Origin of the sequence: Vibrio sp. GLN_1 (genome assembly GCF_043106015.1) — a bacterium.
Classification (GTDB): Bacteria; Pseudomonadota; Gammaproteobacteria; order Enterobacterales; family Vibrionaceae; genus Vibrio; species Vibrio parahaemolyticus.
Genome location: NZ_JBICMD010000004.1, coordinates 439,739 through 465,789, shown reverse-complemented (window position 1 = coordinate 465,789; position 26,051 = coordinate 439,739). Strand labels below are relative to the sequence as shown.

Annotated in this window: 23 protein-coding genes; 18 read left to right on the top strand and 5 right to left on the bottom strand. The window is 46.0% G+C overall.

Annotated elements, in window-relative coordinates; genetic code table 11:
• Positions 1-71: 71 nt before the first annotated feature.
• The 3 genes from ACF8OV_RS02475 to ygfZ all read right to left on the bottom strand — a co-directional run bounded on the left by ACF8OV_RS02475 (position 72) and on the right by ygfZ (position 2,360).
• Entirely contained in the window at positions 72-278 is a 207-nt protein-coding gene (locus tag ACF8OV_RS02475; RefSeq protein WP_005380970.1) for a DUF1107 domain-containing protein, read from the bottom strand.
• Positions 279-925: 647 nt separating this feature from the next.
• Positions 926-1,399 carry an aminoacyl-tRNA deacylase gene (locus ACF8OV_RS02470; protein WP_005481229.1) on the bottom strand — a complete coding sequence of 158 codons (474 nt, stop codon included), beginning with the start codon at positions 1,397-1,399 and terminating at the stop codon, positions 926-928.
• The gene (gene ygfZ / locus ACF8OV_RS02465; protein ID WP_086609278.1) at positions 1,392-2,360 is read right to left on the bottom strand and encodes a tRNA-modifying protein YgfZ; all 969 of its coding nucleotides are present in this window, start codon (positions 2,358-2,360) and stop codon (positions 1,392-1,394) included. Before ygfZ ends, ACF8OV_RS02470 begins: the two co-directional genes overlap by 8 nt.
• A 404-nt stretch (positions 2,361-2,764) precedes the next feature.
• Between ygfZ and ACF8OV_RS02460 the strand changes: the two genes are divergently transcribed.
• Together ACF8OV_RS02460 and ACF8OV_RS02455 are read left to right on the top strand one after the other, a co-directional pair.
• Positions 2,765-3,025 (top strand): succinate dehydrogenase assembly factor 2, encoded by a 261-nt coding sequence (locus ACF8OV_RS02460; protein ID WP_005458651.1) that lies wholly within the window; start codon positions 2,765-2,767, stop codon positions 3,023-3,025.
• Positions 2,985-3,419: a protein YgfX gene (locus ACF8OV_RS02455; RefSeq protein ID WP_074531431.1), complete on the top strand. Its 435-nt coding sequence runs from the start codon at positions 2,985-2,987 to the stop codon at positions 3,417-3,419. Before ACF8OV_RS02460 ends, ACF8OV_RS02455 begins: the two co-directional genes overlap by 41 nt.
• An 18-nt stretch (positions 3,420-3,437) precedes the next feature.
• On the opposite strand, the gene nadB is transcribed toward ACF8OV_RS02455, so the two are convergent.
• Positions 3,438-5,060, bottom strand: a complete 1,623-nt coding sequence (gene nadB / locus ACF8OV_RS02450) for an L-aspartate oxidase (RefSeq protein WP_021450035.1) — start codon at positions 5,058-5,060, stop codon at positions 3,438-3,440.
• Positions 5,061-5,633: 573 nt separating this feature from the next.
• On the opposite strand from nadB, the gene rpoE reads away from it, so the two are divergent.
• From rpoE to acpS, 11 genes are all read left to right on the top strand, one after another.
• The gene (rpoE, locus tag ACF8OV_RS02445) at positions 5,634-6,212 is read left to right on the top strand and encodes an RNA polymerase sigma factor RpoE (protein WP_005493913.1); all 579 of its coding nucleotides are present in this window, start codon (positions 5,634-5,636) and stop codon (positions 6,210-6,212) included.
• Between the two features lie 26 nt (positions 6,213-6,238).
• Complete coding sequence (locus ACF8OV_RS02440; RefSeq protein ID WP_203503808.1) at positions 6,239-6,865, top strand: sigma-E factor negative regulatory protein; 627 nt, start codon at positions 6,239-6,241, stop codon at positions 6,863-6,865.
• Entirely contained in the window at positions 6,862-7,824 is a 963-nt protein-coding gene (rseB, locus tag ACF8OV_RS02435) for a sigma-E factor regulatory protein RseB (protein WP_005490311.1), read from the top strand. Before ACF8OV_RS02440 ends, rseB begins: the two co-directional genes overlap by 4 nt.
• Positions 7,824-8,294, top strand: coding sequence for a SoxR reducing system RseC family protein (locus ACF8OV_RS02430; protein ID WP_025592730.1), 471 nt, complete (start codon positions 7,824-7,826; stop codon positions 8,292-8,294). The genes rseB and ACF8OV_RS02430 overlap by 1 nt, the downstream gene beginning before the upstream one ends.
• Before the next feature lie 127 nt (positions 8,295-8,421).
• The gene (gene lepA, locus ACF8OV_RS02425) at positions 8,422-10,215 is read left to right on the top strand and encodes a translation elongation factor 4 (protein ID WP_005460681.1); all 1,794 of its coding nucleotides are present in this window, start codon (positions 8,422-8,424) and stop codon (positions 10,213-10,215) included.
• A 103-nt stretch (positions 10,216-10,318) separates the two neighbouring features.
• Complete coding sequence (lepB, locus tag ACF8OV_RS02420) at positions 10,319-11,218, top strand: signal peptidase I (protein WP_140141449.1); 900 nt, start codon at positions 10,319-10,321, stop codon at positions 11,216-11,218.
• Positions 11,219-11,238: 20 nt separating this feature from the next.
• A complete protein-coding gene (gene rnc / locus ACF8OV_RS02415) occupies positions 11,239-11,916 on the top strand; it encodes a ribonuclease III (RefSeq protein WP_031430624.1) in 678 nt (225 codons plus the stop codon).
• Positions 11,909-12,871 (top strand): GTPase Era, encoded by a 963-nt coding sequence (era, locus tag ACF8OV_RS02410; RefSeq protein WP_005460684.1) that lies wholly within the window; start codon positions 11,909-11,911, stop codon positions 12,869-12,871. The genes rnc and era overlap by 8 nt, the downstream gene beginning before the upstream one ends.
• 121 nt (positions 12,872-12,992) lie before the next feature.
• Positions 12,993-13,724, top strand: a complete 732-nt coding sequence (gene recO / locus ACF8OV_RS02405) for a DNA repair protein RecO (RefSeq protein WP_005482573.1) — start codon at positions 12,993-12,995, stop codon at positions 13,722-13,724.
• Positions 13,721-14,452: a pyridoxine 5'-phosphate synthase gene (pdxJ, locus tag ACF8OV_RS02400; RefSeq protein WP_005484124.1), complete on the top strand. Its 732-nt coding sequence runs from the start codon at positions 13,721-13,723 to the stop codon at positions 14,450-14,452. Before recO ends, pdxJ begins: the two co-directional genes overlap by 4 nt.
• Positions 14,453-14,465: 13 nt before the next feature.
• Positions 14,466-14,846, top strand: coding sequence for a holo-ACP synthase (gene acpS, locus ACF8OV_RS02395; protein ID WP_017449143.1), 381 nt, complete (start codon positions 14,466-14,468; stop codon positions 14,844-14,846).
• A 69-nt stretch (positions 14,847-14,915) separates the two neighbouring features.
• On the opposite strand, the gene barA is transcribed toward acpS, so the two are convergent.
• Positions 14,916-17,714 (bottom strand): two-component sensor histidine kinase BarA, encoded by a 2,799-nt coding sequence (gene barA / locus ACF8OV_RS02390; RefSeq protein ID WP_020835384.1) that lies wholly within the window; start codon positions 17,712-17,714, stop codon positions 14,916-14,918.
• 193 nt (positions 17,715-17,907) lie between these two features.
• Between barA and rlmD the strand changes: the two genes are divergently transcribed.
• From rlmD to eno, 5 genes are all read left to right on the top strand, one after another.
• The gene (gene rlmD / locus ACF8OV_RS02385; protein WP_025500985.1) at positions 17,908-19,227 is read left to right on the top strand and encodes a 23S rRNA (uracil(1939)-C(5))-methyltransferase RlmD; all 1,320 of its coding nucleotides are present in this window, start codon (positions 17,908-17,910) and stop codon (positions 19,225-19,227) included.
• 124 nt (positions 19,228-19,351) lie between these two features.
• Positions 19,352-21,571 carry a GTP diphosphokinase gene (gene relA / locus ACF8OV_RS02380; protein WP_005490307.1) on the top strand — a complete coding sequence of 740 codons (2,220 nt, stop codon included), beginning with the start codon at positions 19,352-19,354 and terminating at the stop codon, positions 21,569-21,571.
• 215 nt (positions 21,572-21,786) lie between these two features.
• Positions 21,787-22,578 (top strand): nucleoside triphosphate pyrophosphohydrolase, encoded by a 792-nt coding sequence (mazG, locus tag ACF8OV_RS02375; protein WP_065779643.1) that lies wholly within the window; start codon positions 21,787-21,789, stop codon positions 22,576-22,578.
• A gap of 218 nt (positions 22,579-22,796) precedes the next feature.
• Entirely contained in the window at positions 22,797-24,437 is a 1,641-nt protein-coding gene (locus ACF8OV_RS02370) for a CTP synthase (protein ID WP_005455581.1), read from the top strand.
• 78 nt (positions 24,438-24,515) lie between these two features.
• A complete protein-coding gene (eno, locus tag ACF8OV_RS02365) occupies positions 24,516-25,817 on the top strand; it encodes a phosphopyruvate hydratase (protein ID WP_005455579.1) in 1,302 nt (433 codons plus the stop codon).
• The last annotated feature ends 234 nt before the right edge of the window (positions 25,818-26,051 follow it).

Genomic DNA, 26,051 nt, shown 5'->3' with positions numbered 1-26,051 from the left:
ATTACCTAAAAACACAAAAGGCTGGATAATCCAGCCTTTGTTTTACTTGTCTTTTTGACATCGATGAAGTGCTAAGCGTATGCGCATCGGAGTTTCATTATTTCTTGGTTAATCTCTTTTACCGCTCGAAAATGACGTTGCTCCGCTTTTTCCGGTAGTATCAATTTACCGTTATCAAACTCGAATCTTCCGACCCCGTAAATATAGATTCTTCCCTTAAAAAGACGACTTATATGTTTAGCAATCATACTTGGTGTATAGCGCTTAAACAGTCTCATATTTACTTTCCTTTTCTCTTACCTAGCCCAGTTATTCTACGTTTTGGACGTAAAAATTATTGTGACAGCAATAGTATTAAGTACAGGTGAAATGTATCGCTTTGGAGAATTGTGCTGCCTTAGACAAATTGACAGACTGATATCTCAAATAGCGTGAGGATTACCCCAAAAAATTACACTGGAAGGAACCCAAATGTTTCTGTTCTCCTTCATACGTGGTGCATTAAGCAATAGTTTTGTTACAGAAATAAGAATAGAAGGAAAATGATTGTTTGCTAATTGTTTCTTTTTCAAACCTACACCTTCTATCTAAGTGTTATAGCTTGCTTACACAAGATTAGATGAGACTGCTTGAAAAAAGTTCCAAGCAAAAAAAAGCCCGCTTGAGCGGGCGAATAGTCACAGATGCATTACACAAAAGTGGATAGCTGACATCACGAGCGTGGTCATGTCTGTCAGCCGATTCACTTTATGTTGGTTAAGTGCTTGTTGAAAACTTAACCAACAGAATCAGCATATACGAGTTTTATAATGGTGACTATTTATGTTTTAATTTTGATTAAAAATTCTGCGGCGTGTTTTTATAGATATGAGGGAGATCACGCAGTGATGAGAACACTGCGCTTTATTGCATTATGAATTGGATGTTAACGACAGATTTCGGCCACGGTGGGTTGGCATAGCTGAACCAAATCGTCGATGGATAACGCCAGCCCTGCCATGCGGTCCCCACTGCTGATGGTGACTTCACGTTCTTCCAATAAGCTTGGGTCAAACACAATCGGCATCTGTCGTTTGAGTAATAACGGCGTCACAGTGCCAATTTTATAACCAGTGATGGCTTCTACATCGGCCTGGTCGACACAAGTCATGCGGCGACATTGCAGTAAAGCTCGTACCTTTTTGGGATCCACACTGCGATCACCAGGGGCGCAGGCGAGGGCGTATTGATTGCCCATGTCTCGCAGCAATATCGCTTTGACCATTTGAGAAGGGCGAATGCCGCGTTGTTGCGCGGCATCCTCAATTGTTGTGGCTGGTCTTTGATGCGGAAGCAGACGAAACGTGATGTTTTGGTCGGCAAGAAACTGCATCAAAGGAGTATGAATGGCATTATTCATCATCAAGGCTGTAAGGCAATTCTGCGATGGTCCATTCACAATCAGGTTGAGACGACAAACGAAGGCGAGTGTCTTCATCCAGATTATTTGGTAACACGATCAAACCCATAGCTTGGTTATCACTGAATTGATAGTGAGTCAGTAACGTGCCGACTGAGCGCCAGTTGTCGCCTACGCTGCGTTCTAGTTCAATCGCATCATCGTTTAACGCGGTCGACGTTGCGCCTTTCACGATGTACATAGCGCGCTTGTTTGTGCCGCGGTATTTCGCTCGAGCTACGGTTTCTTGGCCTGTGTAACAGCCTTTAGTGAAGCTAATGCCACCTAGGGCTTGAATGTTCAAGGCTTGTGGAATGTGCTCGTTTTGCGCTGTGGCAGAAACGAATGGCAGTGCTGATTCAATGTCGAAACGAGTCCAAAGCTCGTGTGTTGTCAGCGTTGCATCGCTGTTTTCGATCAGTGCTTGCGCCGCTTCTTCTGTCACAACAAGTAGCCAACGGTTCGCCTCTACTTTTACCGCAGTGCCGCCATTGATGATGCGTACATCACCGGCATCTTCATTTAAAGCAGACACAAACGCATCGGCGTTGACACCCGCAACGCCAAGAATCACATCGTTAGATTCTTCAATCGTGACTTTGGAAAATACGGCGTATTTTTTTATTTCTTTCAGTTCGATTTCAATCGCAGATTTCGGCTGGATCATGCCGTAGCCATCACCATGATGGAATAAGCGGAATACACTCCACACTTTACCTTTCGCGTCGCAGTGCGCACCGAGTGTTGATTGGTCTTTTTCTAGAGAAACCACATCACAGGTAACTTGACCATGCAGGTACGATTTTTTGTCATCGCCTACCATGGTGATCATGCCTAGATGATCGAGTCGCGAGATAGACAGTTCTGGTAGAGCATCTTGAGTCGATAGGTTGAGCGGTGAAAAGCGAGTTTGCCATTCCATGATTACAATGCCTTTTGAAGATATTTTTCAGCTATGTTAAATGCAGATTCACGATTTGTCAGCTTTCAATATGCCCAAGTCACCTTAAGGTGTTCGGTTTAGCGAGAACCGCTCAGTTTTCAGATGTAGCGGTAATTTGGAAATCTAATCAACCTTGAGTAAGAAACGTCAACAACGTATGCCAATCAAGGATAGGTGACGTTTTCTATCGTGATTTCATGGCAGAATAATTAGGAAAGAGCTCGCTGTTGCTAAACGTGAGGTTCAGTGGTGTTGAATCAGTGACCAGCTTTGAATCTGACACCTTGAAGTTACTTAACGTATTGTGACCCGCACACTAGTGACGTAGCACATCCCTTGTTACACTCCGCATTAATAACAAGACATCTATGAAGGAATAATGAATGTACACTCCTGAAGAAAAGGCGCGTATTAAATGGGCTTGTCGTCGTGGCATGCTTGAGCTGGATGTGGTGATTATGCCGTTTTTTGAAGAGTGCTTTGATGCGCTGAACGAACAAGAACAGCGTGACTTTGTTTCTCTGCTTGAATGTGATGATCCAGATCTGTTCACTTGGGTGATGGGACATGGTCGTAGCGAGAACCTAGGCCACGCAGCAATGGTTGATAAAATTGTTGCCCACAACCTCAGCAAAGTTCGTTAATCTTAACGTATCTTCCTCAATTACGGCTCAAGTCAGCAATCTGACCGTTTTCTTAAGCTTGACTTGGGCCGTGTCGCTTTCCGACATTCCGCTCGTATTATCGATTTATTTGTTATTACTGATTGCTAGCAAGCTACGTGATCCAGGCTTTGTCCTTTTGTCGAGTCAAGGACATTGGTATGTGCACAGCGACGGCACGGTAAAAAATGAAACGAGTAATTCGCATATCAAACACGTCAACCTGACGACGCTGCCTTTTAAACTCTCCTTTACGCTAGAGTCGGGTGAAATGGTGACGATTTGGCGAGACAGTTGTGATGAACGGTGCTATCGGCAACTTTCCTTGATTTTGCGTCAATGGAAAATGAAACAGGGAGCCAAAGCTCCCTGTTGATAAGCGTTACATTCGATATTAATTATCGGTTAACTGCTTTGCTGGTACCAGAATTGTCGGGCCGCTGTTTTCCAGTTGATTTGGGTAATCAAGCGTGTAGTGCAGGCCGCGGCTCTCTTTACGCTGCATTGCACAGCGAACCATAAGCTCTGCAACTTGCAGTAGATTACGCAGCTCCAACAAGTTATTAGATACGCGGAAGTTACTGTAGTACTCATGCGTTTCTTGTTGTAGCAGTTGAATGCGGCGCAATGCACGCTCTAAGCGCTTATCGGTACGCACAATGCCCATGTAGTCCCACATGAACAGGCGAAGTTCGTGCCAGTTGTGTTGAATAATAACTTCTTCATCACTGTTGGTGACTTGGCTTTCATCCCAACATGGAACACGTGAAGGCAGCTCAATGCTGGTGTGATGTTTCAGAATATCTTTTGCAGCAGACCACGCATAAACCACACATTCCAACAGTGAGTTCGATGCCATACGGTTAGCACCATGCAAGCCGGTATAGCTCACTTCGCCAATCGCGTATAGATTTTTCAAATCCGTATGACCGTTTTGATCCACCATCACGCCGCCACAGGTATAGTGCGCAGCTGGTACGATTGGAATAGGCTCTTTGGTCATATCAATGCCCAAGTCCATCAAGCGCGAGTAAATGGTCGGGAAGTGCTTGGTGATGAAGTCCGCTGGTTTATGACTGATGTCGAGATACATGCAGTCTGCACCCAAGCGTTTCATTTCGAAGTCGATGGCACGAGCGACAACATCGCGGGGGGCGAGTTCTTTACGCTCATCAAAATCTGGCATAAAGCGAGTGCCGTCTGGGCGACGAAGGTAGGCGCCTTCACCACGAAGGGCCTCGGTCAGCAAGAAGTTGCGAGCTTCAGGGTGGTAAAGGCAAGTTGGGTGGAACTGGTTGAACTCTAAGTTCGCCACTCGACAGCCAGCTCGCCACGCGATAGCAATACCATCACCCGATGAGACATCAGGGTTAGAGGTGTATTGATAAACCTTTGACGCGCCACCTGTCGCTAGAACCACAAATTTGGCGCGCACGGTTTCTACGTGCTCTTCGTTTCGGTTCCAGATATAGGCACCGATGACTTTGTTTTTATCACCGCCGATTTTATCTTCAGTGATCAAGTCCAGAGCGTTATGGCGTTCAAGAACATGAATATTGGGATGGTTGTGGGCGTTGTCCTGCAATGAGGTTTGCATTGCCATACCGGTTGCGTCTGCGGCGTGCAGAATACGGCGGCGGCTGTGGCCACCTTCGCGGGTTAGGTGGTAACGAGGTTCATCGTCAGAATCATCGTCTTCACGGTCAAACGGTACACCGCCGTCAATCAGCCATTGCACACATTCTTTTGAGTGTTCTGCAATGAATCTCACGGTCTCTTCGTCGCAGATACCATCCCCGGCAATTTGGGTATCTTCAACGTGCGACTCAATGGTGTCGGATTCATCGAACACAGCGGCGATACCGCCTTGAGCGTAGTAAGTTGCCCCTTCGCTGCGCGGTCCTTTGCTGAGTACCATTACTTTACAGTGGTTTGCGACACGTAAAGCCAACGACAAGCCCGCAGCGCCACTCCCTACCACTAACACATCACATTCATGTTCACGATTTGTGTTCATATAACTTTTATAATCCCAAGCTAAGGTAACAACGTTACCTTGTGTATTATTTGCACACCATGTGCATTCCATATGCGTGACATCCGTCACTAAGGGCTAAGTTGGGAGACTTATCTAAATCACAGTTACTCTGGTGACTTGAGCCACTCTTCTTTTTGCATGCTTAGGTCATTGAGGCCTAATGACACACGGTTGTTTTCTGAGTTTTGGTTGAAAACGCGTTATTCAGACAGCCAATAGCCATGCAAATGAAAAGTAATAGTTTGTCAATCTCATTGCTTTTCTAGTTTCTACCCAGCACAATCTGGGACAGAGATCATCCATTATACCCATTTCCCTTTAATATGCTCGCTTGTCAAATTAGACATAAGTCAGGCAGTGCATGGGATTTGGCGCATGACATCACACTGTGAAAAAACAATGACAAAAAACTTGAGAAACCATGGAACTTTCTCATTCACATTGGAGTCACAATAGTGCTCAAGTAAGCAGTGGTGTCAATACTACGTTTTGCATAATTAGTACCCATATCTGAGAAGAGTAGGGGCATAACAAATAGGAGTATCCGCTCGAATGAACGAGCAGCTGACCGATCAAGTATTGATTGAGCGAGTTCAGAATGGTGATAAGCAAGCATTCAACCTGCTGGTAACAAAGTATCAGAACAAGGTGTGTAATCTTATTTCCAGATACGTTAGTAATCCTGGCGATGTACCAGATGTAGCACAAGAAGCCTTTATCAAAGCTTACCGAGCTATCCCTAGCTTTCGTGGGGAAAGTGCGTTTTATACGTGGCTGTATCGCATTGCAGTGAATACTGCGAAAAATCACATTGTGGCTCAAGGGCGCAGACCCCCAGCGACAGATGTTGATGCTGAAGAAGCTGAATTTTACGAAACAGGTAGTGCACTTAAAGAAATTTCGAACCCTGAGAACTTAACGTTGTCCAAAGAATTGCAACGGGTAGTGTTCAGTGCAATCGAAGCTTTACCTGAAGATTTAAAAACAGCAATGACATTGCGAGAGCTCGATGGCTTAAGTTATGAAGAAATTGCTGAAGTGATGGATTGCCCGGTAGGAACGGTACGTTCACGTATCTTCCGTGCTCGTGAAGCGGTGGAAAAGAAAATCAGACCTCTTTTACAGCGCTAGTACAAGTAATAACTATGGTGAAAACAATGGCTGACAAAGAACAACTTTCAGCTCTCATGGATGGAGAATTGGTCGATAAGGCTTTAATTCAAGAGTTAGAGCAAGACCAAGAGAGCCGTGAAGCTTGGCAGAATTATCACCTAATTGGTGATGTGATGCGAGGCGAAACGCCAGCAAAACCTGAGTGGAATATTGCTGAAAGCGTAGCGTTAGCGTTAGAAGACGAACCTGTGCATCGTGCGATCGATTCGCGCAGTGCCAATGTCATTTCAATCGCTGATGCGCCTAAAGAGTCGCAACCAGAACCGCAAAAAGCCAAACGTCAGTTGCCAGCGTGGTTAACTCAGTTTGGGCAAGTCGCTGTTGCTGCATGTGTGTCGCTAGTCGTTATCTTAGGTGTGCAGCAATACGGTGGTAGCGATCCAATGTCGCCACAAGCTGAACAGTTACCAGTTTTGCAAACCGTTCCGTTTGCAGGCAGTGCTGAACCTGTGAGCTTAACTCGTGAGTCCGTAGAGCGCTCAGTGGGTGAGGCAAATATGCAGGAGCAACGTAAACGCGTTCATGCTATGCTGCGTGACTACGAATTGCAGTTAAGAATTAACAGTGACGCATCTCAGCAAGATGCGCATCTGACTCCGGATAGTGAATGAAAAAATTTCTGATCAGCGCTTGCGCTCTGTTCAGTATGATGTCTTCGCAAGCCTTTGCTGGTGATAAGCCGGCGGAGGCTTTATTGCATCAAATGAGCGAGGCGAGTAAGAATTTAAGTTACGAACTTTCTTACATCCTTATCAAAAAGAACAGCATTGAGCCTTTGCTGTATCGTCACGCGACACACGGCGAAGATCAGTACGCTCATCTTGTTTATTTAAGTGGACCTGTACGTGAGGTGATTCGTCGCGGAACAGAAGTGAGTTATATCGAAACTGGCGTGGAACCGTTCACTATCGAATCAGGCAAAATGGTTGCACCAACGATACCGATGCTTAACACCAATATCGACGAGCTAAACCTGTATTACGACTACGTTCAAGTAGGGCGTGCGCGTGAAGCCGGTGTTCCAACTCAGGTATTACGCATTGTGCCGAAAGACGGACTACGTTATTCCTATGTCCTTTGGATTGACGAAAAGAGCAAATTGCCACTTCGCGCCGATCTTGTCGATCGTGATGGCGAGATGCTAGAGCAATACCGCACGATCTCTTACACAGTAAACCCTAAAATTGCAGAGTTGATGAGCGGCCTTGAAGACGTTCAACTTCCTGCTGTGCTTACCATGCCGAAAGGTGAAATTGGCACGAGCAATTGGACTGTGGGCTGGACTCCAGACGGTTTTCATCCAAACGATCTCAACCGCTACCGTATGGCATCAACAGACCAAATGGTAGAAAGTCAGTTGTATTCTGATGGCTTGTTCAACTTCTCTGTTTACGTAGCAAACAAAGATGAGCATTCATTAAAAGGACAACTGGTTCGTCAAGGCCGTAGAACCTTACACAGTTTTGTTAATGGTGATTATGAAATCTCTGTGGTCGGAGATATTCCGCCAGCTACGGCGCAGCGCATTGCTCAATCTGTCACATTTAATGTAACAAAGAGTAAGCAATAATGATGACTGCGTTAGCTACCGTGATCGGAGTAGAGCGTCACGGTAAGCAGTACGAGATAGATTTAAGCTGCGAGCAGCAAACGAGTTGCAGCAGCTGCTCCTCGCAAAAAAGTTGTGGCACAGGTGTTGTCACTAAAGCGATAGGTAATAAGAGCCTGTCGTGGCATCTGCGCACAGAAAAAAACGTGCAAGTCGGTCAAGTCGTGGAAATCGGCTTTCCTGAATCCAGCCTTATCAAGTCAGCCATGGCAGTGTATCTACTGCCTTTATTTGGTTTGATTCTTGGTGCTATGGTTGGTCATTTCTTACTGACTCCTTTGACCGCTGGTGGAGAAGGCATTGTTATTCTCGCATCCGTGCTATTTGCAGGCGGTGGTATGTGGTTCGCAAAACGCCTATCAAAACCGCTTGAAGATGAGTCAAAACGCCAAGTCACCCTCATTCGAGTTCTCGGTGAACCTATCCAATAAGCTCTACACTTTAAATTAGGTGCGCCCGTTAACGAAATTCGGTAGAATCTGCCAACTTGATTGAAATGCCGTCAAATGATGGCTTTCTTACTGTCCCAATTTGTAAAGAGTTAGTCACCCTAAATCTATGAAGCACATTCGTAACTTTTCGATTATCGCCCACATCGACCATGGTAAGTCGACCCTATCAGACCGTCTAATCCAAGTTTGTGGAGGATTAAGCGATCGTGAAATGGCCGCACAGGTTCTGGATTCTATGGATCTTGAACGTGAGCGTGGTATCACCATTAAATCTCAGAGTGTGACGCTAAACTACACCGCTAAAGACGGTGAAACTTATCAGCTGAACTTCATCGATACTCCGGGACACGTAGACTTTGCATACGAAGTATCACGTTCTCTAGCGGCTTGTGAAGGCGCGCTATTGGTTGTTGATGCTGGTCAGGGTGTAGAAGCGCAAACACTTGCTAACTGTTACACCGCGATCGAAATGGATCTGGAAGTAGTGCCAATCCTAAACAAGATCGACTTGCCAGCCGCTGATCCTGAACGTGTAGCTGAAGAAATTGAAGAAATCGTTGGTATTGATGCGATGGACGCAACACGCTGTTCTGCGAAGACAGGTCTGGGTGTTGAGGACGTTCTAGAAAACATCGTATCAGCAATTCCAGCGCCAGAAGGTGATCCTGATGCGCCGCTACAAGCGCTGATCATTGACTCATGGTTTGATAACTATCTTGGCGTAGTATCTTTGGTACGAATCAAAAACGGTTCACTGAAGAAGAACGACAAGATCAAAGTAATGAGCACAGGCCAAGCTTGGGGTGTAGACCGTTTGGGTATCTTTACACCTAAGCAAGTGGATACTGATGTTCTAAATACTGGCGAAGTAGGTTGGGTTGTTTGTGGTATCAAAGACATCCTAGGCGCACCAGTAGGTGATACGCTAACGTTAGCGAAAAACGGCAGCGATAAGCCACTCCCTGGCTTTAAGAAAGTAAAACCTCAGGTATACGCGGGTCTGTTCCCTGTATCATCTGACGATTACGAAAACTTCCGTGACGCACTGGGTAAATTGAGCCTAAACGATGCATCGCTATTCTACGAACCAGAAAACTCAGCAGCGCTTGGTTTTGGTTTCCGTTGTGGTTTCCTTGGCATGCTGCACATGGAAATTATCCAAGAGCGTCTAGAGCGTGAATACGATCTCGACCTGATTACCACAGCGCCAACGGTAGTTTACGAAGTTGAGAAAACGGATGGTGAGCTACTGTACGTTGATAGCCCAGCGAAGCTACCTGCAATTAACGACATCGAAGAGATTCGTGAGCCGATTGCGCGTTGTAACATCTTGGTGCCTTCTGATTATCTAGGTAACGTGATCACACTGTGTGTGGAGAAGCGTGGTCTCCAAGTTGATATGGTTTACCACGGTAACCAAGTGGCAGTGACTTACGACATCCCAATGGCAGAAGTAGTACTCGATTTCTTCGACCGTCTGAAGTCAACTTCTCGTGGTTACGCGTCTCTGGATTACAACTTCCAACGCTTTGAAGCGTCAAACATGGTACGCGTCGACGTACTATTGAACGGCGACAAAGTGGATGCACTTGCGCTTATCACGCACAAAGATCAGTCTCAGACTCGTGGTCGTCAGCTGGTTGAGAAGATGAAAGAATTTATCCCTCGTCAGATGTTCGATATCGCGATTCAAGCGGCTATTGGTAACCACATCATTGCGCGTTCTACCGTTAAGCAGCTACGTAAAAACGTAATCGCAAAATGTTACGGTGGTGACGTGAGTCGTAAGAAGAAACTTCTGAAGAAACAGAAAGAAGGTAAGAAACGTATGAAGCAGATCGGTAACGTTGAACTGCCTCAAGAAGCGTTCCTAGCAATTCTTCACGTCGGCAAAGATTAGAGTTGAACTTTGTCCCACTGTTGTTGGTCATAAGACGTTAGAACTTAAATAAGTGAAAGGGTTTAGGCTCTTTCACTTTCGTATTTTTAGATAAGGGAATTTAATGGCGAATACATTCTCACTGATGCTGGTTATCGTCACCTTGGTAACGGGTGTAGTTTGGCTACTGGAAAAGCTGGTGTTTGCAAAAAAACGTCAAGCGAAAGTAGCGGAGATTCAAGCGCAAACTACAAATGGTTTGGATGCGGTCACTCTACAGAAAGTGGAGCGCCAGCCATGGTGGATTGAAAACAGTGTGTCTATTTTCCCTGTTATCGCTTTCGTCTTAGTATTACGTTCTTTTATCTATGAACCGTTTCAAATCCCGTCAGGCTCAATGATGCCAACCTTGCTGGTTGGTGATTTCATTTTAGTTGAGAAGTACGCGTATGGTCTAAAAGACCCAGTATGGCGTACTCAGCTAGTGGAAACTGGTAAGCCTGAACGTGGTGATATTGTTGTCTTTAAATACCCACCTCAACCAAGCGTTGATTACATCAAACGTGTCGTTGGTTTGCCGGGTGATATTGTTCGTTATTCTGGTGATAAGCAGTTGTGCATTCAAAGCCAAGGCGAATCCAGCTGTAAGCCAGTTAAGCTGAGTAATGTAGAAGAGAGTCAATTCAAATCAAACGGTATCCCAATGATCCAACTGGATGAGAAATTGGGTAACGTTGAGCACAATATTTTGGTTAACCCACTTGTTCGTAACCGTGTGGAGCAATACTTCCCACGTAGCGGTACAACTGAATGGGTGGTACCTCAAGGTCAGTACTTTGTGATGGGTGATAACCGTGACAACAGTGCAGACAGCCGTTACTGGGGCTTTGTTCCTGAAGCTAACCTTGTCGGCAAAGCTGTTGCCATTTGGATCAGCTTTGAGTTTGATCGTGGCGCAGATAGCATTCTACCTTCATGGATCCCAACTGGTGTGCGTTTCAACCGCATCGGTGGTATTCACTAACTATTTAATATCGAGAGAGTATGAATTCTCCAATTGATAAACTAGAGAGAAAGCTCGGCTACCAATTTAAGGATGCTGGGCTTATCAACTTGGCGCTGACTCACCGCAGCGCCAACAGCAAGCACAATGAACGTCTTGAGTTTCTGGGCGATTCAATTTTAAGTTTTGTCATCGCTGATGATCTGTACCATCGTTTTCCGAAAGTGAACGAGGGTGACATGAGCCGTATGCGCGCTACTCTGGTACGTGGGCACACATTGGCGGAACTGGGTCGTGAATTCGATCTAGGAGATTATTTAAAATTAGGTCCAGGTGAATTGAAGAGTGGCGGTTTCCGCCGAGACTCTATTCTAGCCGATGCGGTAGAAGCCATTATCGGTGCGATTTACCTAGATAGTGATATTGAGAAAGTACGCAGTATTGTTCTGAGTTGGTACAACTCGCGTCTTGAAGCCATCAAACCTGGCGTATCACAAAAAGACCCAAAAACTCGCCTACAAGAGTTCCTGCAAGGCAGAAGAAAACCGCTGCCTGCCTACACAGTGACTAATATTAAAGGTGAAGCGCACAACCAAGAGTTTACGGTTGAGTGTGAAGTAGCAGGTGTGGATAAGCCTGTAATCGGTAAAGGCACCAGCCGCCGCAAGGCAGAACAGGCGGCAGCAGAAACAGCACTAGAGCAATTAACTAATGGCTGATAACGAATTCGACATCGATGCGTTTTTCGCATCACATGGTGAGGTGAGCTCACCGGAAAACCAGCATTGTGGTTTCATTGCCATTGTTGGTCGTCCTAACGTGGGTAAATCGACGCTTCTGAACAAAATTCTAGGTCAGAAGATTTCGATAACGTCACGTAAGCCACAAACGACGCGTCACCGCATCATGGGCGTCGACACAGATGGCGATTACCAAGCGATTTACGTTGATACACCAGGACTTCACATTGAAGAAAAACGTGCAATCAACCGTTTGATGAACCGCGCTGCAAACTCCTCGTTGAGTGACGTGAACCTAGTTTTCTTCTTGGTCGATGGTACCCATTGGACTAAAGACGACGAGATGGTGTTGACCAAGCTTCAGAAATCGAACTTCCCTGTTGTACTTTGTGTTAACAAAGTTGATAACGTGCAAGATCGTAATGAAGTGATGCTACACATGGCTGAAATGTCTAAAAAAATGGACTTTGTCGATGTAGTGCCAATCTCTGCGAAGCAAGGTAAGAACATTGATGTATTGCGCAAGCACGTACGTAATCACCTGCCGAAAGCGACGCATCACTTCCCTGAAGAATACGTAACGGATCGCTCTCAGCGTTTCATGGCTTCAGAAATCGTACGTGAAAAGCTAATGCGCTTTACTGGTGATGAACTGCCATATTCTGTAACGGTTGAGATTGAGCGTTTCGATTACAACCCAGAAACGGACGGTTTCCATATCAATGCTTTGATTCTTGTTGAACGTAATGGTCAGAAGAAAATGGTGATTGGTAAAGGCGGCGAGAAGATCAAAACCATTGGTCGTGAAGCACGTCTAGATATGGAAGAGTTGTTCGGCCGTAAAGTTTATCTAGAGACTTGGGTGAAAGTGAAGTCTGGTTGGGCAGATGACGAACGTGCACTACGCTCACTAGGTTACATCGACGATCTATAATTTGAGGCGAGAACACTTCGTTTCAATATTAAGTAGAATCCAATATCGATTAAAATAAGGAGCCGCATGGCTCCTTATTTTTTACTATTCTGGCATTAGATTTTTAGGCACACAGATTTAGATGAGCAACTTATCCGCAGAAGGTTTTCAACGCTGCTTTGTCCTGCACCGACGCCCTTACAGTGAATCGAGCTTAATCCTTGATGTATTTAGCGAGGAGTATGGTCGTATCACGCTAATGGCCAAGGGCGCGCGTAGTAAACGCTCCAATCTAAAAGGCGCACTGCAACCTTTTACGCCGCTATTGCTTAAATGGTCTGGTAAAGGGTCGATGAAAACGTTGCGCCAAGCAGAGCCTATCAGCCTCGGTTTACCTTTATTTGGGATCAACCTGTACTCCGCCATGTACGTCAACGAGCTCGTTGGGCGAGTGCTAATGGCAGAAGTCCCAATGCCTGCACTGTTTCATGATTACCTGCATGCCTTAACCGAGCTCGCTCAGTGTGAAAACCCAGAACCCGCATTACGCCGTTTTGAGTTGGCTTTGCTCTCTTCAATGGGGTATGGCGTCGACTTTTTGCACTGTGCTGGCACGGGTGAGCCGGTCGATCCTGAGATGACGTACCGCTATCGAGAACAAAAGGGATTTATCGCATCGGTAAGGCGGGACAACCTAACATTTCTGGGCAATGAGCTGATTGCAATCAGTGAGCGGCGGTTTGTCACTAAAGAGCAGTTAAAAGCGGCAAAACGCTTTACACGTATAGCCTTAAAGCCGTATCTTGGCGGCAAACCTTTAAAAAGTCGTGAATTGTTTATTCAGACACCCAGAGCACGGAGTAATGGAAAATGAGCTCAATTTATTTAGGCGTTAATATCGACCATATTGCCACTCTACGTAATGCGCGTGGTACAAAATACCCAGATCCTGTACACGCTGCGGAAATCGCAGAGCGTGCTGGGGCGGACGGCATTACCATCCACCTGCGTGAAGACCGTCGCCATATTTTGGATCGTGATGTGCGTATTCTACGTGAGACGATTCAAACACGTATGAATCTAGAAATGGCGGTCACTGAGGAAATGGTTGAGATCGCACTAAAAACTAAGCCAGAGTTTGTTTGTCTCGTACCAGAAAAGCGTGAAGAGCTCACCACTGAAGGCGGCTTAGATGTGGTTGGCCAACTTGAGAAAGTAAAAGCGGCAACGCAAAAGCTAACGGAAGCGGGCATTAAAGTTTCTCTGTTTATTGATGCGGATCGTCAGCAAATTGAAGCGGCGAAGCAGTGTGGTGCACCATTTATCGAGCTTCATACTGGTCATTACGCTGATGCAGAAACAGAAGAAGAGCAACAAGCAGAGTTGAAGAAGATTGCTGCGGGTGCAAGCTACGCTGATGACCTTGGTATTATTGTGAACGCTGGCCACGGTCTGACTTACCACAACGTGGCACCAATTGCTGCGCTACCAGAAATTTACGAGTTGAACATTGGTCACTCTATCATTGGACGTGCAGTGTTTGATGGCCTAGAAAAGTCAGTGGCAGAGATGAAAGCACTGATGATCGCGGCACGCAAATAACTAGGTTCTGCGAATGGCTATTTTAGGTTTAGGAACCGACATTGCTGAAATCGAGCGTATAGAGAAAGCGCTAGGCCGCAGTGGTGAACCTTTTGCTCGACGTATTCTCTCTGAGGATGAAATGGCAAAGTTTTCGCAACTTAAGCAGCAAGGGCGTTATCTTGCTAAGCGTTTTGCCGCTAAAGAGGCAGCATCGAAAGCGCTAGGTACAGGAATTGCACAAGGCGTAACTTTTCATGATTTTACCGTCTCGAATGATGAGTTGGGTAAGCCAATTTTAATGCTGTCTGGCGTGGCTCAAAAAATGGCGCAGACGATGGGCGTTAATCACGTGCACTTATCCATTTCTGATGAACGTCACTACGCGGTTGCGACCGTGATTCTTGAATCCTAACCCTTTAAGCTGAATAACAAAAGCCAGAGCAAATGCTCTGGCTTTTTTGTATGAAGTTTAGTCAGAATGCTACTGCTCTAGATAAAGTTTTGCAGTGGTGGTGACCTTAATCATTTCATCTTGCAGTTCAAACATTTCAGGTTCAATTTCTTCAATGCTGGCTCCTGAACGAAGTGCGTGTTCAAGCGTAGCACAGAGAGATTTTAGCCTTGGTACGCCACAATAAGAGCTACTGCCGTGCAGTTTGTGGATCACATGAATTAACTCTTCACGCGAATAATCGTCTTGTTCAAGTGCGTGGTCGACAACTTCTTCTACTTCTGGAATGAAATCGATCAACATACGCAGCATATCTTTGGCTAAGTCTTCCTTATTAGCGCTCTGTTTCAATGCGGCTTGCCAGTCAATAATCACATCAGGTTGTGTATTTTCAGCTGTAGCAGGTGCTTCACTTGCTGGTTCATCGACGTAGGACGGCGCAACTTTCCCTATGCTTTCTGTACAGGTATTCGGATTCCAGTGGACCAACACTTGTTGCAGTACATGCTCTTCAATTGGTTTGGTTAGGTAATCATCCATACCTGCGGCGAGCAGACGATCGCGCTCCCCGGCCATGGCGTGCGCGGTAACGGCGATAACTGGTGTGTCTTTGTTTAACTCAAGCTCTTTGATGTTCTGACAAGCGGTCACGCCATCCATTAATGGCATTTGGATGTCCATAAAAATCAGGTCGTATTTCTTCTCGGTAGCGAGATTTACGGCTTGCTGGCCATTGCTACAAGCCGTTACGGTTTCAACCCTTTCTTTCAGTAGTGCTGAAATCAGTTTTAGGTTTGCAGGGTTATCATCCACCGCGAGCACTGTCAGTGGCAGTCGTTCGCTTTCTTCTGTTTCAACAGGAGCGGCAATAGCTTGAGGTGCTTCAACATGTTCATTGATCAAACTTTGCAGCAGCTTACGGCGTGATAGCGGTTTGGTTAAGCACTGGATTTGATGCTCGGTCATGATTTGGTCGGCAAGCGCTAATTCGGTGCTCGGTGTACCCATGATGACACTTGGCGCCATGCGCTTCGCTTGCTCAATCCAAGCAGCGACTGATTGCTCGTCATAAGTTTGGTTAGCTGCCAAGTTCAGCAATACGTAATCGTAGTGCTCTTCGTTCTCTGGTAAGGAAGAACGATAGGTCACGAGAATACCTTCTTGACTCAAGATCTGCTGAGTCACCGATGCCGCTTGCATGTTTGGTTCTACCAACAGCAACTGTTTGCCCGTTAGTAGCTCGACTTCAATCAGATCGCTCATTGGCATTTCTGTCGAGTTGAGGCGAAGCGTAAACCAGAATGTCGAACCTTGGTGAAGACGACTGGTCAAACTGATTTCGCCGCCCATCTGACTAACCAGTTTCTGGGTGATAACCAAGCCCAGACCCGTACCACCATATCGACGAGAGATGCTGGCATCCGCTTGGCTGAATGCTTGGAATAACTGCGCTTGTTGACGCTCTGAAATACCGATACCGGTGTCTCGCACCATAAATTGCAGCTCAACCGAGTCACCTGCTTGTGAACGCATTTCGACGCTAACATCGATGTTTCCGCGCTCAGTAAACTTAATGGAGTTCCCCACCAAGTTAGTCAAAATTTGTTGGATACGTAGCGGGTCTCCGACTAGACCTGGCGGGATCTTCGGATCCACTTTCAAGGTGATCTCCAGACCTTTCTCATGCGCGCTGGTGGCTTGTAGGTTGATTACTTCTTCTAAGCTTTCGCGGAAATCAAACGGAATGTTTTCCAACGCCAGCTTACCGGCTTCCAATTTCGAGAAATCGAGAATGTCATTGATGATGTTTAATAGGTTGTTTGCGGACTTCTCAATGGTTTGCAAGTAGTCGGTTTGGCTATTAGAAAGCTGCGTTTTGAGCATTTGACGAGTAAAGCCAATCACGCCATTCAATGGCGTACGTAATTCGTGCGACATATTGGCCAAAAATTCTGACTTCACACGTGCGGCTTCTTGTGCACGCTTCTTCGCAATATCGAGTTCAACGTTTTGAATTTCTAACTGTTCCAAGGTTTCGCGTAGGTCTGACGTGGCTTGGTCTATACTGTGCTGCATCTCGACGTGGTATTCCGATAGCGAAACCGCCATGGCGTTAATACCGTTTTTCAGTTGGTCTAACTCGCCGTGCATTTTGCCTTCGATACGCACATCCAAGTGCCCACGACGAATGCGATCAACGACGTTTTTCATGTGCGTGATTGGTTGGGTAACATCATGCATTAAGCGGGAAGCAAACACGCTTGCAAGCCCTAGACCAAGGATCAAAACAAGGAAAGCGGAGAAGACTTCTTGGTATTGCTGTAAGCGCAGAGAAGAAAGATCCATTTCTACCGCGATGTAGCCAATGGCTTTCGTGCCTTGGTTTTCGTTAGACAGTTCTGATAAATAGTGTCCTTCCGATAAAATCGGCACACGCAGGATTAGGGAGTTCTCATAGATTTCCGAATTTCCCAGCTTCGGGATCGGCTTATCTTTTGGGAACATCAGCGCTTCAAAATTAGGATGGAAGTTTGACGTGACGAACAGTTCATGGTGTTCATCAAATACGGCAATACTGCGAACGAGTTTGGAATTTTTACGGTGCGCGTAGCTAATCAGGCGACGTACGGCTTCACGGCTTTCAGCAAGTAGGTGAGATTCACTGGCGATCGCAAGAGGTTCAATAATGCTATTGCCCGTAGTGATAACTTGTTTCTCTAGGTCCTGATAGCGATTAAAGGAGAAAAAGCCGCTCAGTAATAAACCAATAATGAGAGTGGGAGCGAGAGTCAGCGTAATTACACGTGCTCGTAAGCCATATCTGGTCATGTTATCTAATTACATCGGAGTCTGGATATGGGAAAATAACGCATTATTTCTCAAGAGTAGTCATACTGCCTTGAGCAAAGAAGTGACGTCACCGGATAAACGGTAAGCATAATCAAGTCACTCGAATCACACAACGGCTGCAATCAAGAATAGTGAAGCAGCAGAGCAATTAGACACTAATCAGGCACAGAGCATGGCACGTATCTTTCAACCTAAAAAGAAAACGCAATTAAACACTCGTCACCAAGCGGTACAAGTAGAGCGTTTGGATCACCACGGCGCAGGTATTGCTTACCTTAAAAAGAAACCGTTGTTCATTGACGGCGCATTACCAGGTGAAGAAGTGGTGACGCAATTGGTGGAAGAGAAGAGCAAATTTGCTCGCGGCAAGCTGATTAAAATCCTAAAACCAAGCGACGCGCGCGTTGAGCCATTTTGTCCGCATTATCATGAATGTGGCGGGTGCGATTTGCAGCATCTCAATTATGACCAACAATTGACGCACAAACAGCAGACGCTTCGTCAGTTAATGCGAAAATTTGCTGGCAGTGACATTGAGTTGGATGCGCCAGTATTGGGCGAGTCTTTAGGTTACCGACGTCGTGCTCGCGTGAGTTTGTTTGTCGATAAGAAAACGCGTCAGTTGCACTTCGGCTTCCGCAAAAAGCAAAGCAAGCAAATTGCGCAAGTGACGGATTGTCCGGTATTGGCTCCTGAGTTGAATGTACTATTACCTGAGATTTATTCGGTGCTAACAGCGTTCAAAAAGCCAGAGCAATTGGGGCATGTAGAACTGGTGTTGGGTGACAACGGGCCTTGTATCACGCTGCGACACTTAAGTAATTTGGCCGATGAAGAAGTCAGTGCATTAGTTGAATTAGCGACACGCCATCAAGCCTCGTTGTATCTGATGCCAGAAACTGACCAACTTAACTTAGTTGCAGGTGAGGTGCCTTTCTATCAAGAAGCGGGCGTAAAAATCCCTTTTGCACCGAACAACTTTATTCAGGTCAACCAAGCGGTGAACCAGAAAATGGTGGAACAGGCGATTGAGTGGTTAGACCCTCAAAGTGACGAACGAGTGTTAGATTTGTTCTGTGGATTAGGCAACTTCAGCTTGCCGATCGCAAAGCGTGCTAAACATGTCGTTGGCGTAGAGGGTGTGGCTGAGATGGTCGAAAAAGCCTCAAATAATGCATCTTTGAACCAAATCAATAACGCGCAATTTTATCACGCTAACCTTGAGCAGGATTTTGACGGCCAAGCTTGGGCTGCGGAAAAGTTTGACAAAGTATTGCTGGACCCTGCACGAGCAGGAGCGAGTGGGATCATCGATCAAGTTTCTGCGCTTGGCGCTCAGCGTGTAGTTTATGTTTCTTGTAATCCTGCTACCCTTGCAAGGGACAGTCAGAGCTTGCTAGAGCAAGGCTATCAACTAACCAAATTAGGTATGCTGGACATGTTCCCTCATACCAGCCATCTAGAATCGATGGCACTGTTTGAAAAGTCTTAACTTTTAAGACTTTGGCCGCTTACTTGTGGTGGGCGGTCATAAAGCCAACACTCAACGTGGAGGCAAAGAACTAACCTGGACGGTGTTAGTCAAACCACACAAATATAATAATTAGGATGATGAGATGGTTGCGGTAAGAAGCGCGCATTTAAACCAAAATGAACAGTTTGAACTTGAAAACTGGGTGGCTAGCCTAGGACAAGAGAAAAGCACAGCATCACGCTTAATCGAAGTTTATCGAGATTGCCAAACGATTTTGGCGGGTCACGAACAAGCCGAACTCCTGTTGTGGCGTGGACGAGAGATGATCGAAATTCTGATCACCTTGTCGATGGACAAAGCAACATTAGTGGCGGCTCAACTGTTTCCTTTGGTTTCAAGTGGTGCTTTCAACAGAGAACTTCTTGAAGAAAAATACAGCAAAGAAATCATTAAGCTCATTGATGGCGTAGAAGAAATGGCCGCTATCGGTCAGCTTAACGTCACGATGGAAGGCAGCGCTGCGTCGTCTCAAGTAGACAACGTTCGTCGCATGCTGCTTGCCATGGTGGATGATTTTCGTTGCGTTGTCATCAAGCTAGCAGAACGAATTTGCAACCTTATTGAAGTCAAAAAAGCGCCGGACGAAGTTCGACGTGCTGCGGCAAAAGAGTGTGCCAACATTTATGCTCCACTGGCTAACCGCCTAGGTATCGGTCAGCTTAAGTGGGAAATCGAAGACTACGCTTTCCGTTATCAACAACCGGACACTTACAAGCAGATTGCAAAGCAGCTTGCTGAGCGTCGTATTGTCCGTGAGCAATACATCAAAGATTTTGTCGAAGACTTATCTCAAGAGATGAAAGCTTGTGGCATTAATGCCGAAGTCAGTGGTCGTCCTAAACACATCTACAGCATTTGGCGAAAAATGCAGAAGAAGAGTTTGGCGTTTGATGAATTGTTTGACGTGCGTGCAGTACGTATCATCGCCGACAAACTGCAAGATTGTTATGCTGCGTTAGGTGTGGTTCATACCAAATACAAGCACTTACCGAGTGAGTTCGACGACTACGTTGCAAACCCAAAACCAAACGGTTACCAATCGATTCACACCGTGATTCTTGGCCCTGAAGGCAAAACTATCGAGATTCAAATTCGTACCAAGCAAATGCACGAAGAATCTGAGCTGGGCGTTGCCGCACACTGGAAATACAAAGAAGGTGCGAGCAGCCGCAGTGGTTACGATGAGAAAATTACCTGGCTGCGTAAACTGTTGGATTGGCAAGAAGAGATGTCCGATTCTGGTGAAATGTTGGATGAACTCCGAAGCCAAGTCTTCGATGATCGCGTCTACGCATTTACACCACGCGGCGATGTTGTCGACTTACCAATGGGGGCAACTCCACTAGACTTTGCCTACCACATTCACTCAGAAGTCGGGCACCGTTGTATTGGTGCCAAAGTTGGTGGCCGAATCGTGCCGTTCACCCATAAACTCCACATGGGCGATCAGGTCGAAATCATCACTGCAAAAGAGCCAAACCCATCGCGAGACTGGTTAAACCCATCACTAGGCTTTGTTCACTCAGGTCGTGCTCGTGCGAAGATCAACGCTTGGTTCCGTAAACAGAGTCGTGAGAAAAACCTCGAAGCGGGACGTGAAATCCTAGAACACGAGTTGGTGAAGATTGGTGCGACGTTAAAAGATGCAGAGCATTACGCCCTAAAACGCTTCAATGTCAATACGCCGGATGAACTCTACGTCGGTGTAGGCAGTGGCGACCTGCGTATCAATCAGATCATCAACCACATTAATGCACTGGTGAATAAACCAACCGCGGAAGAAGAGGATCAGCAAGCGCTAGAAAAACTTCAAGAAGCCGAGCACAAAGCACCAGCGCAAAGTCGCCCGAAAAAAGACGCGGTAGTAGTAGAAGGTGTTGATAACCTAATGACGCACCTAGCTCGCTGTTGTCAGCCAATTCCAGGTGATGACATTTGTGGGTACATCACCCAAGGCCGAGGCATCTCAGTGCACCGCAGTGACTGTGAACAGCTCGAAGAACTGCGTCATCACGCTCCAGAACGTATCATTGATACCGTATGGGGCAGCGGATTTGTAGGGTCATACATCCTCACCGTGCGTGTTGAAGCGATGGAGCGAGGCGGTCTATTGAAAGACATCACCACACTATTTGCCAACGAGAAAATCAAAGTGACCAGCATGAAGAGCCGTGTCGATTACCGTCGTCAGCTCGCCATCATGGACTTTGATCTTGAGGTGACCAATATTGAGGTGCTCTCTCGCGTTTCGAAACGTGTCGAGCAGATTAAGGATGTTATGTCGGTAAAACGCTTAGGCTAACTTTCACGTCGTACTTGTCACTTTTACTGCGTTTACTCCGGAGTGCCGGCCCAGGCTCATCACATAGGCGAGCTATGCTCAGGAGTCGCGAAAACTTGTTGCCTTGTCAAAGTAACAATTACTTAGTGAAAGCTGCTGAGAAAATATAATGTAGAAGGTGAGTGGTTTTGGCTGCTCACCTTTTTCTTTAGATAACAAGGTTTAAAGGAACGAAAATGAGTCATCCAATTGAACAATTAGAACAAATCATGGCGAAGCTACGTGACCCTGAAAGCGGTTGCCCTTGGGACTTAAAACAAACCTTTGACACCATCGTTCCGCACACCATCGAAGAAACCTACGAAGTGGTGGATGCGATTCAGAATCGTGATTGGTCAAATCTGAAAGAAGAGCTGGGTGATTTGTTGTTCCAGGTGATTTTTTACAGTCAATTAGCGAAAGAGCAAGGGCTGTTCGAATTTTCGGATGTGGTCGAAACCGTGAACGAAAAACTGACGCGTCGCCATCCGCATGTTTTTTCGGATGTTGAGTTTGAGTCTGACGAGGAAATTAATGCCAACTGGGAAACGGAAAAAGCAAAAGAAAAAGCGCAAGTAGGCAAAGCTGAAGAAAGTATCCTAGACTCAATACCAAACTCTTTACCGGCGCTTTCTCGTGCTACAAAGATTCAGAAAAAATGTGCGAAATACGGATTCGATTGGGATTCGCTTGGGCCAGTAGTCAGTAAGGTTCAAGAAGAAGTGGATGAGGTGATGGAAGAAGCGCTTCAAATCGAACCAGATGAAGAGAAAGTTGAACTTGAGTTAGGGGACTTGTTGTTTGCCACGGTCAACTTAGCACGTCATCTTGGCAAAGACCCAGAAGTGGCATTAAGCAAAGCGAACATTAAGTTTGCCAAGCGTTTTAAGCAAGTTGAAGGTAAGGTCGCACAATCAGGAAGAACACTCACCGAGTGTACGTTGTCAGAACTCGACAATTTTTGGAATGAAGTGAAAAAAGAAGAGTGAAGTTGCAGACAAAATAGTCACAGCGCGATTTATGGGACAAGTCTGACTCAGAACATAAATAAGCACTTTGCTTTGTCTCTACCCACTTTGATTTGAAGCAAAAAATAAAAAATTACGGTGTGATAGATTTCACGTTGTGGCGGTAAGGAGCTTCTGGTATATTTATCTCCCGTCCAGAAGCACTCCATTTCCCTCATTCAACCAATTTCAGGTTAAACATGACGACAAATTACATTTTTGTTACTGGCGGGGTTGTATCCTCTCTAGGTAAAGGTATTGCAGCAGCATCTCTTGCAGCTATTCTAGAAGCTCGTGGTCTTAAAGTGACTATGATGAAGCTTGACCCTTACATCAACGTTGATCCAGGCACAATGAGCCCAACTCAGCACGGTGAAGTGTTTGTTACGGAAGATGGCGCAGAGACTGACCTTGACCTTGGTCACTACGAGCGTTTCATCCGTACCAAGATGACCAAGCGTAACAACTTCACTGCAGGTCGTGTTTATGCCGACGTACTTCGTAAAGAACGTCGTGGTGACTACCTAGGCGCAACAATTCAAGTTATCCCTCATATCACTAACGCTATCAAAGACCGCGTAATCGCAGGTTCTGAAGGCCACGATATTGCTATCGTTGAAGTTGGTGGTACGGTAGGTGATATCGAATCGCTACCATTTATGGAAGCAATCCGTCAGCTAGCAGTAGAACTTGGCCGTGAACGCGCAATGTTCATGCATCTAACTCTTGTTCCTTACCTAGCAGCAGCTGGCGAAGTGAAAACTAAACCGACTCAGCACTCTGTTAAAGAGCTACTGTCTATCGGTATCCAACCAGACATCCTAGTTTGCCGCAGCGATCGCATGATCCCAGCGAACGAGCGTAAGAAGATTGCACTTTTCTGTAACGTTCCTGAGAAAGCGGTAATCTCAATGAAGGACGTAGATTCAATCTACAAGATCCCTCAACTTGTTAAGTCTCAAGGTCTTGATGACCTAGTGTGTACTCGTTTCGGTATTGATGCGCCAGAAGCTGACCTTTCTGAATGGGAACAGGTTATCTACGAAGAAGCGAATCCAACAGGTGAAGTAACTATCGGTATGGTCGGTAAATACATCGAACTACCAGATGCGTACAAATCTGTGAACGAAGCACTTAAGCACGCAGGCTTGAAAAACCGCCTAAACGTAACCATTAAGTACGTAGACTCTCAAGACATCGAAACTAAAGGCGTTGAGCTTCTAGAAGGTCTAGACGCTATCCTAGTTCCAGGTGGTTTCGGTGATCGTGGTGTTGAAGGCAAGATCCGTGCGGCTCAATACGCACGTGAAAACAAAGTGCCTTACCTAGGTATCTGTCTAGGTATGCAAGTTGCCCTTATTGAATACGCGCGTAACGTTGCGGGTATGGAAGGTGCACATTCAACAGAATTTAACAAAGACACGAAGTACCCTGTGGTAGGTTTGATCACAGAATGGGTTGATGAAACAGGTAACGTGGAAGAGCGTACTGAATCATCTGATCTTGGCGGTACGATGCGTCTAGGTTCTCAGCTATGTCACCTAGAAAAAGGTACAAAAGCTCGTGAACTGTACGGTAGCGCGACGATCCATGAACGTCACCGTCACCGTTACGAAGTGAACAACGTTCTTCGTCCACAAATTGAAAAAGCAGGTCTTAAAGTGTCAGGCCTATCTGCGGACAAGAAGCTAGTGGAAATGATTGAGAACCCAGCTCACCCATGGTTTGTAGCGGCTCAGTTCCACCCTGAATTCACATCGACTCCTCGCGATGGTCACCCATTGTTTGCAGGTTTCGTTAAGGCTGCGGGTCAATACTCACGCGGCGAATTCGAGAAGTAAAAGGATACGGGCGGCGGCGAAGGTTGTGCTGCTGCCCTTTAAAATTGACATTTATATTTGAAACGAGAGGAAACATTAATGTCTAAGATCGTTAAAGTTCTAGGTCGTGAAATCATCGACTCACGTGGTAACCCAACTGTAGAAGCTGAAGTACACCTAGAAGGCGGTTTCGTAGGTATGGCGGCAGCTCCATCTGGCGCATCTACTGGTTCTCGCGAAGCTCTTGAGCTACGTGACGGTGACAAAGCACGTTTCCTAGGTAAAGGTGTTCTTAAAGCAATTGAAGCTGTAAACGGCCCAATCGCTGAAGCTCTAGTTGGCAAAGACGCTAAAGACCAAGCTGCAATCGACGCAGTAATGATCGAACTAGACGGCACTGAAAACAAATCTAAATTCGGTGCGAACGCTATCCTAGCAGTTTCTCTAGCAAACGCTAAAGCTGCAGCAGCAGCTAAAGGCATGCCTCTATACGAGCACATCGCTGAGCTAAACGGTACTGCTGGTCAGTTCTCTATGCCTCTACCAATGATGAACATCATCAACGGTGGTGAGCACGCAGACAACAACGTTGACATCCAAGAATTCATGATTCAACCAGTTGGCGCTGCAACTCTTAAAGAAGCTGTACGCATGGGTGCGGAAGTATTCCACAACCTAGCTAAAGTTCTTAAGTCTAAAGGCTACAACACAGCTGTTGGTGACGAAGGTGGTTTCGCTCCTAACCTTAAATCTAACGCTGAAGCTCTAGAAGTTATCGCAGAAGCTGTTGCTGCTGCTGGTTACGAGCTAGGCAAAGACGTTACTCTAGCTATGGACTGTGCTGCATCTGAGTTCTTCGACAAAGAAGCTGGCATCTACAACATGAAAGGTGAAGGCAAAACTTTCACTTCTGAAGAGTTCAACCACTACCTAGCTGGTCTAGTTGAGCAATTCCCAATCGTATCTATCGAAGACGGTCTAGACGAGTCTGACTGGGATGGTTTCGCACACCAAACTCAACTTCTAGGCGACAAGATCCAACTAGTTGGTGACGATCTATTCGTTACAAACACTAAGATCCTAGCTGAAGGTATCGAGAAAGGCATCGCTAACTCAATCCTAATCAAGTTCAACCAAATCGGTTCTCTAACTGAGACTCTAGCTGCGATCAAGATGGCTAAAGACGCAGGTTACACAGCAGTAATCTCTCACCGTTCTGGCGAAACTGAAGATGCAACTATCGCTGACCTAGCGGTAGGTACAGCTGCAGGTCAAATCAAAACTGGTTCTATGAGCCGTTCTGACCGTGTTGCTAAGTACAACCAACTAATCCGTATCGAGGAAGCTCTAGGTGAGCGCGCTCCTTTCAACGGTCTTAAAGAAGTTAAAGGCCAAGCTTAATTCTTAGTGAGTTAGTTTAGCTAAATAGCTTTTTGAAACCCTCGCTAAGGCGGGGGTTTTTGTTTATTGGCGTATGTTTAAAAGCAGATGGTTAAGAGCGATGAGCTGTTTTGACCGTGTTGCTGCTATACCTAAAAGAAAGCAACCAACTCATCTGTATCTAGCAAGCTCTTAGTTAGCTAACTGCCCTGGTTTCTCAGGTAATTGAAACCGAGCCTTCCTCTTTCTAGCACG

Excerpts from the sequence above, each read along its gene's own strand:
- rpoE (WP_005493913.1), top strand. The coding sequence starts at position 5,634 with ATGAACGAGCAGCTGACCGATCAAGTATTGATTGAGCGAGTTCAGAAT.
- lepB (WP_140141449.1), top strand. The coding sequence starts at position 10,319 with ATGGCGAATACATTCTCACTGATGCTGGTTATCGTCACCTTGGTAACG.
- acpS (WP_017449143.1), top strand. The coding sequence starts at position 14,466 with ATGGCTATTTTAGGTTTAGGAACCGACATTGCTGAAATCGAGCGTATA.
- barA (WP_020835384.1), bottom strand. The coding sequence starts at position 17,714 with ATGACCAGATATGGCTTACGAGCACGTGTAATTACGCTGACTCTCGCT.
- pdxJ (WP_005484124.1), top strand. The coding sequence starts at position 13,721 with ATGAGCTCAATTTATTTAGGCGTTAATATCGACCATATTGCCACTCTA.
- ACF8OV_RS02440 (WP_203503808.1), top strand. The coding sequence starts at position 6,239 with ATGGCTGACAAAGAACAACTTTCAGCTCTCATGGATGGAGAATTGGTC.
- nadB (WP_021450035.1), bottom strand. The coding sequence starts at position 5,060 with ATGAACACAAATCGTGAACATGAATGTGATGTGTTAGTGGTAGGGAGT.
- ygfZ (WP_086609278.1), bottom strand. The coding sequence starts at position 2,360 with ATGGAATGGCAAACTCGCTTTTCACCGCTCAACCTATCGACTCAAGAT.
- mazG (WP_065779643.1), top strand. The coding sequence starts at position 21,787 with ATGAGTCATCCAATTGAACAATTAGAACAAATCATGGCGAAGCTACGT.
- lepA (WP_005460681.1), top strand. The coding sequence starts at position 8,422 with ATGAAGCACATTCGTAACTTTTCGATTATCGCCCACATCGACCATGGT.
- era (WP_005460684.1), top strand. The coding sequence starts at position 11,909 with ATGGCTGATAACGAATTCGACATCGATGCGTTTTTCGCATCACATGGT.
- ACF8OV_RS02475 (WP_005380970.1), bottom strand. The coding sequence starts at position 278 with ATGAGACTGTTTAAGCGCTATACACCAAGTATGATTGCTAAACATATA.
- ACF8OV_RS02430 (WP_025592730.1), top strand. The coding sequence starts at position 7,824 with ATGATGACTGCGTTAGCTACCGTGATCGGAGTAGAGCGTCACGGTAAG.
- recO (WP_005482573.1), top strand. The coding sequence starts at position 12,993 with ATGAGCAACTTATCCGCAGAAGGTTTTCAACGCTGCTTTGTCCTGCAC.
- rlmD (WP_025500985.1), top strand. The coding sequence starts at position 17,908 with ATGGCACGTATCTTTCAACCTAAAAAGAAAACGCAATTAAACACTCGT.
- rseB (WP_005490311.1), top strand. The coding sequence starts at position 6,862 with ATGAAAAAATTTCTGATCAGCGCTTGCGCTCTGTTCAGTATGATGTCT.
- ACF8OV_RS02370 (WP_005455581.1), top strand. The coding sequence starts at position 22,797 with ATGACGACAAATTACATTTTTGTTACTGGCGGGGTTGTATCCTCTCTA.
- relA (WP_005490307.1), top strand. The coding sequence starts at position 19,352 with ATGGTTGCGGTAAGAAGCGCGCATTTAAACCAAAATGAACAGTTTGAA.
- eno (WP_005455579.1), top strand. The coding sequence starts at position 24,516 with ATGTCTAAGATCGTTAAAGTTCTAGGTCGTGAAATCATCGACTCACGT.
- rnc (WP_031430624.1), top strand. The coding sequence starts at position 11,239 with ATGAATTCTCCAATTGATAAACTAGAGAGAAAGCTCGGCTACCAATTT.
- ACF8OV_RS02470 (WP_005481229.1), bottom strand. The coding sequence starts at position 1,399 with ATGAATAATGCCATTCATACTCCTTTGATGCAGTTTCTTGCCGACCAA.
- ACF8OV_RS02460 (WP_005458651.1), top strand. The coding sequence starts at position 2,765 with ATGTACACTCCTGAAGAAAAGGCGCGTATTAAATGGGCTTGTCGTCGT.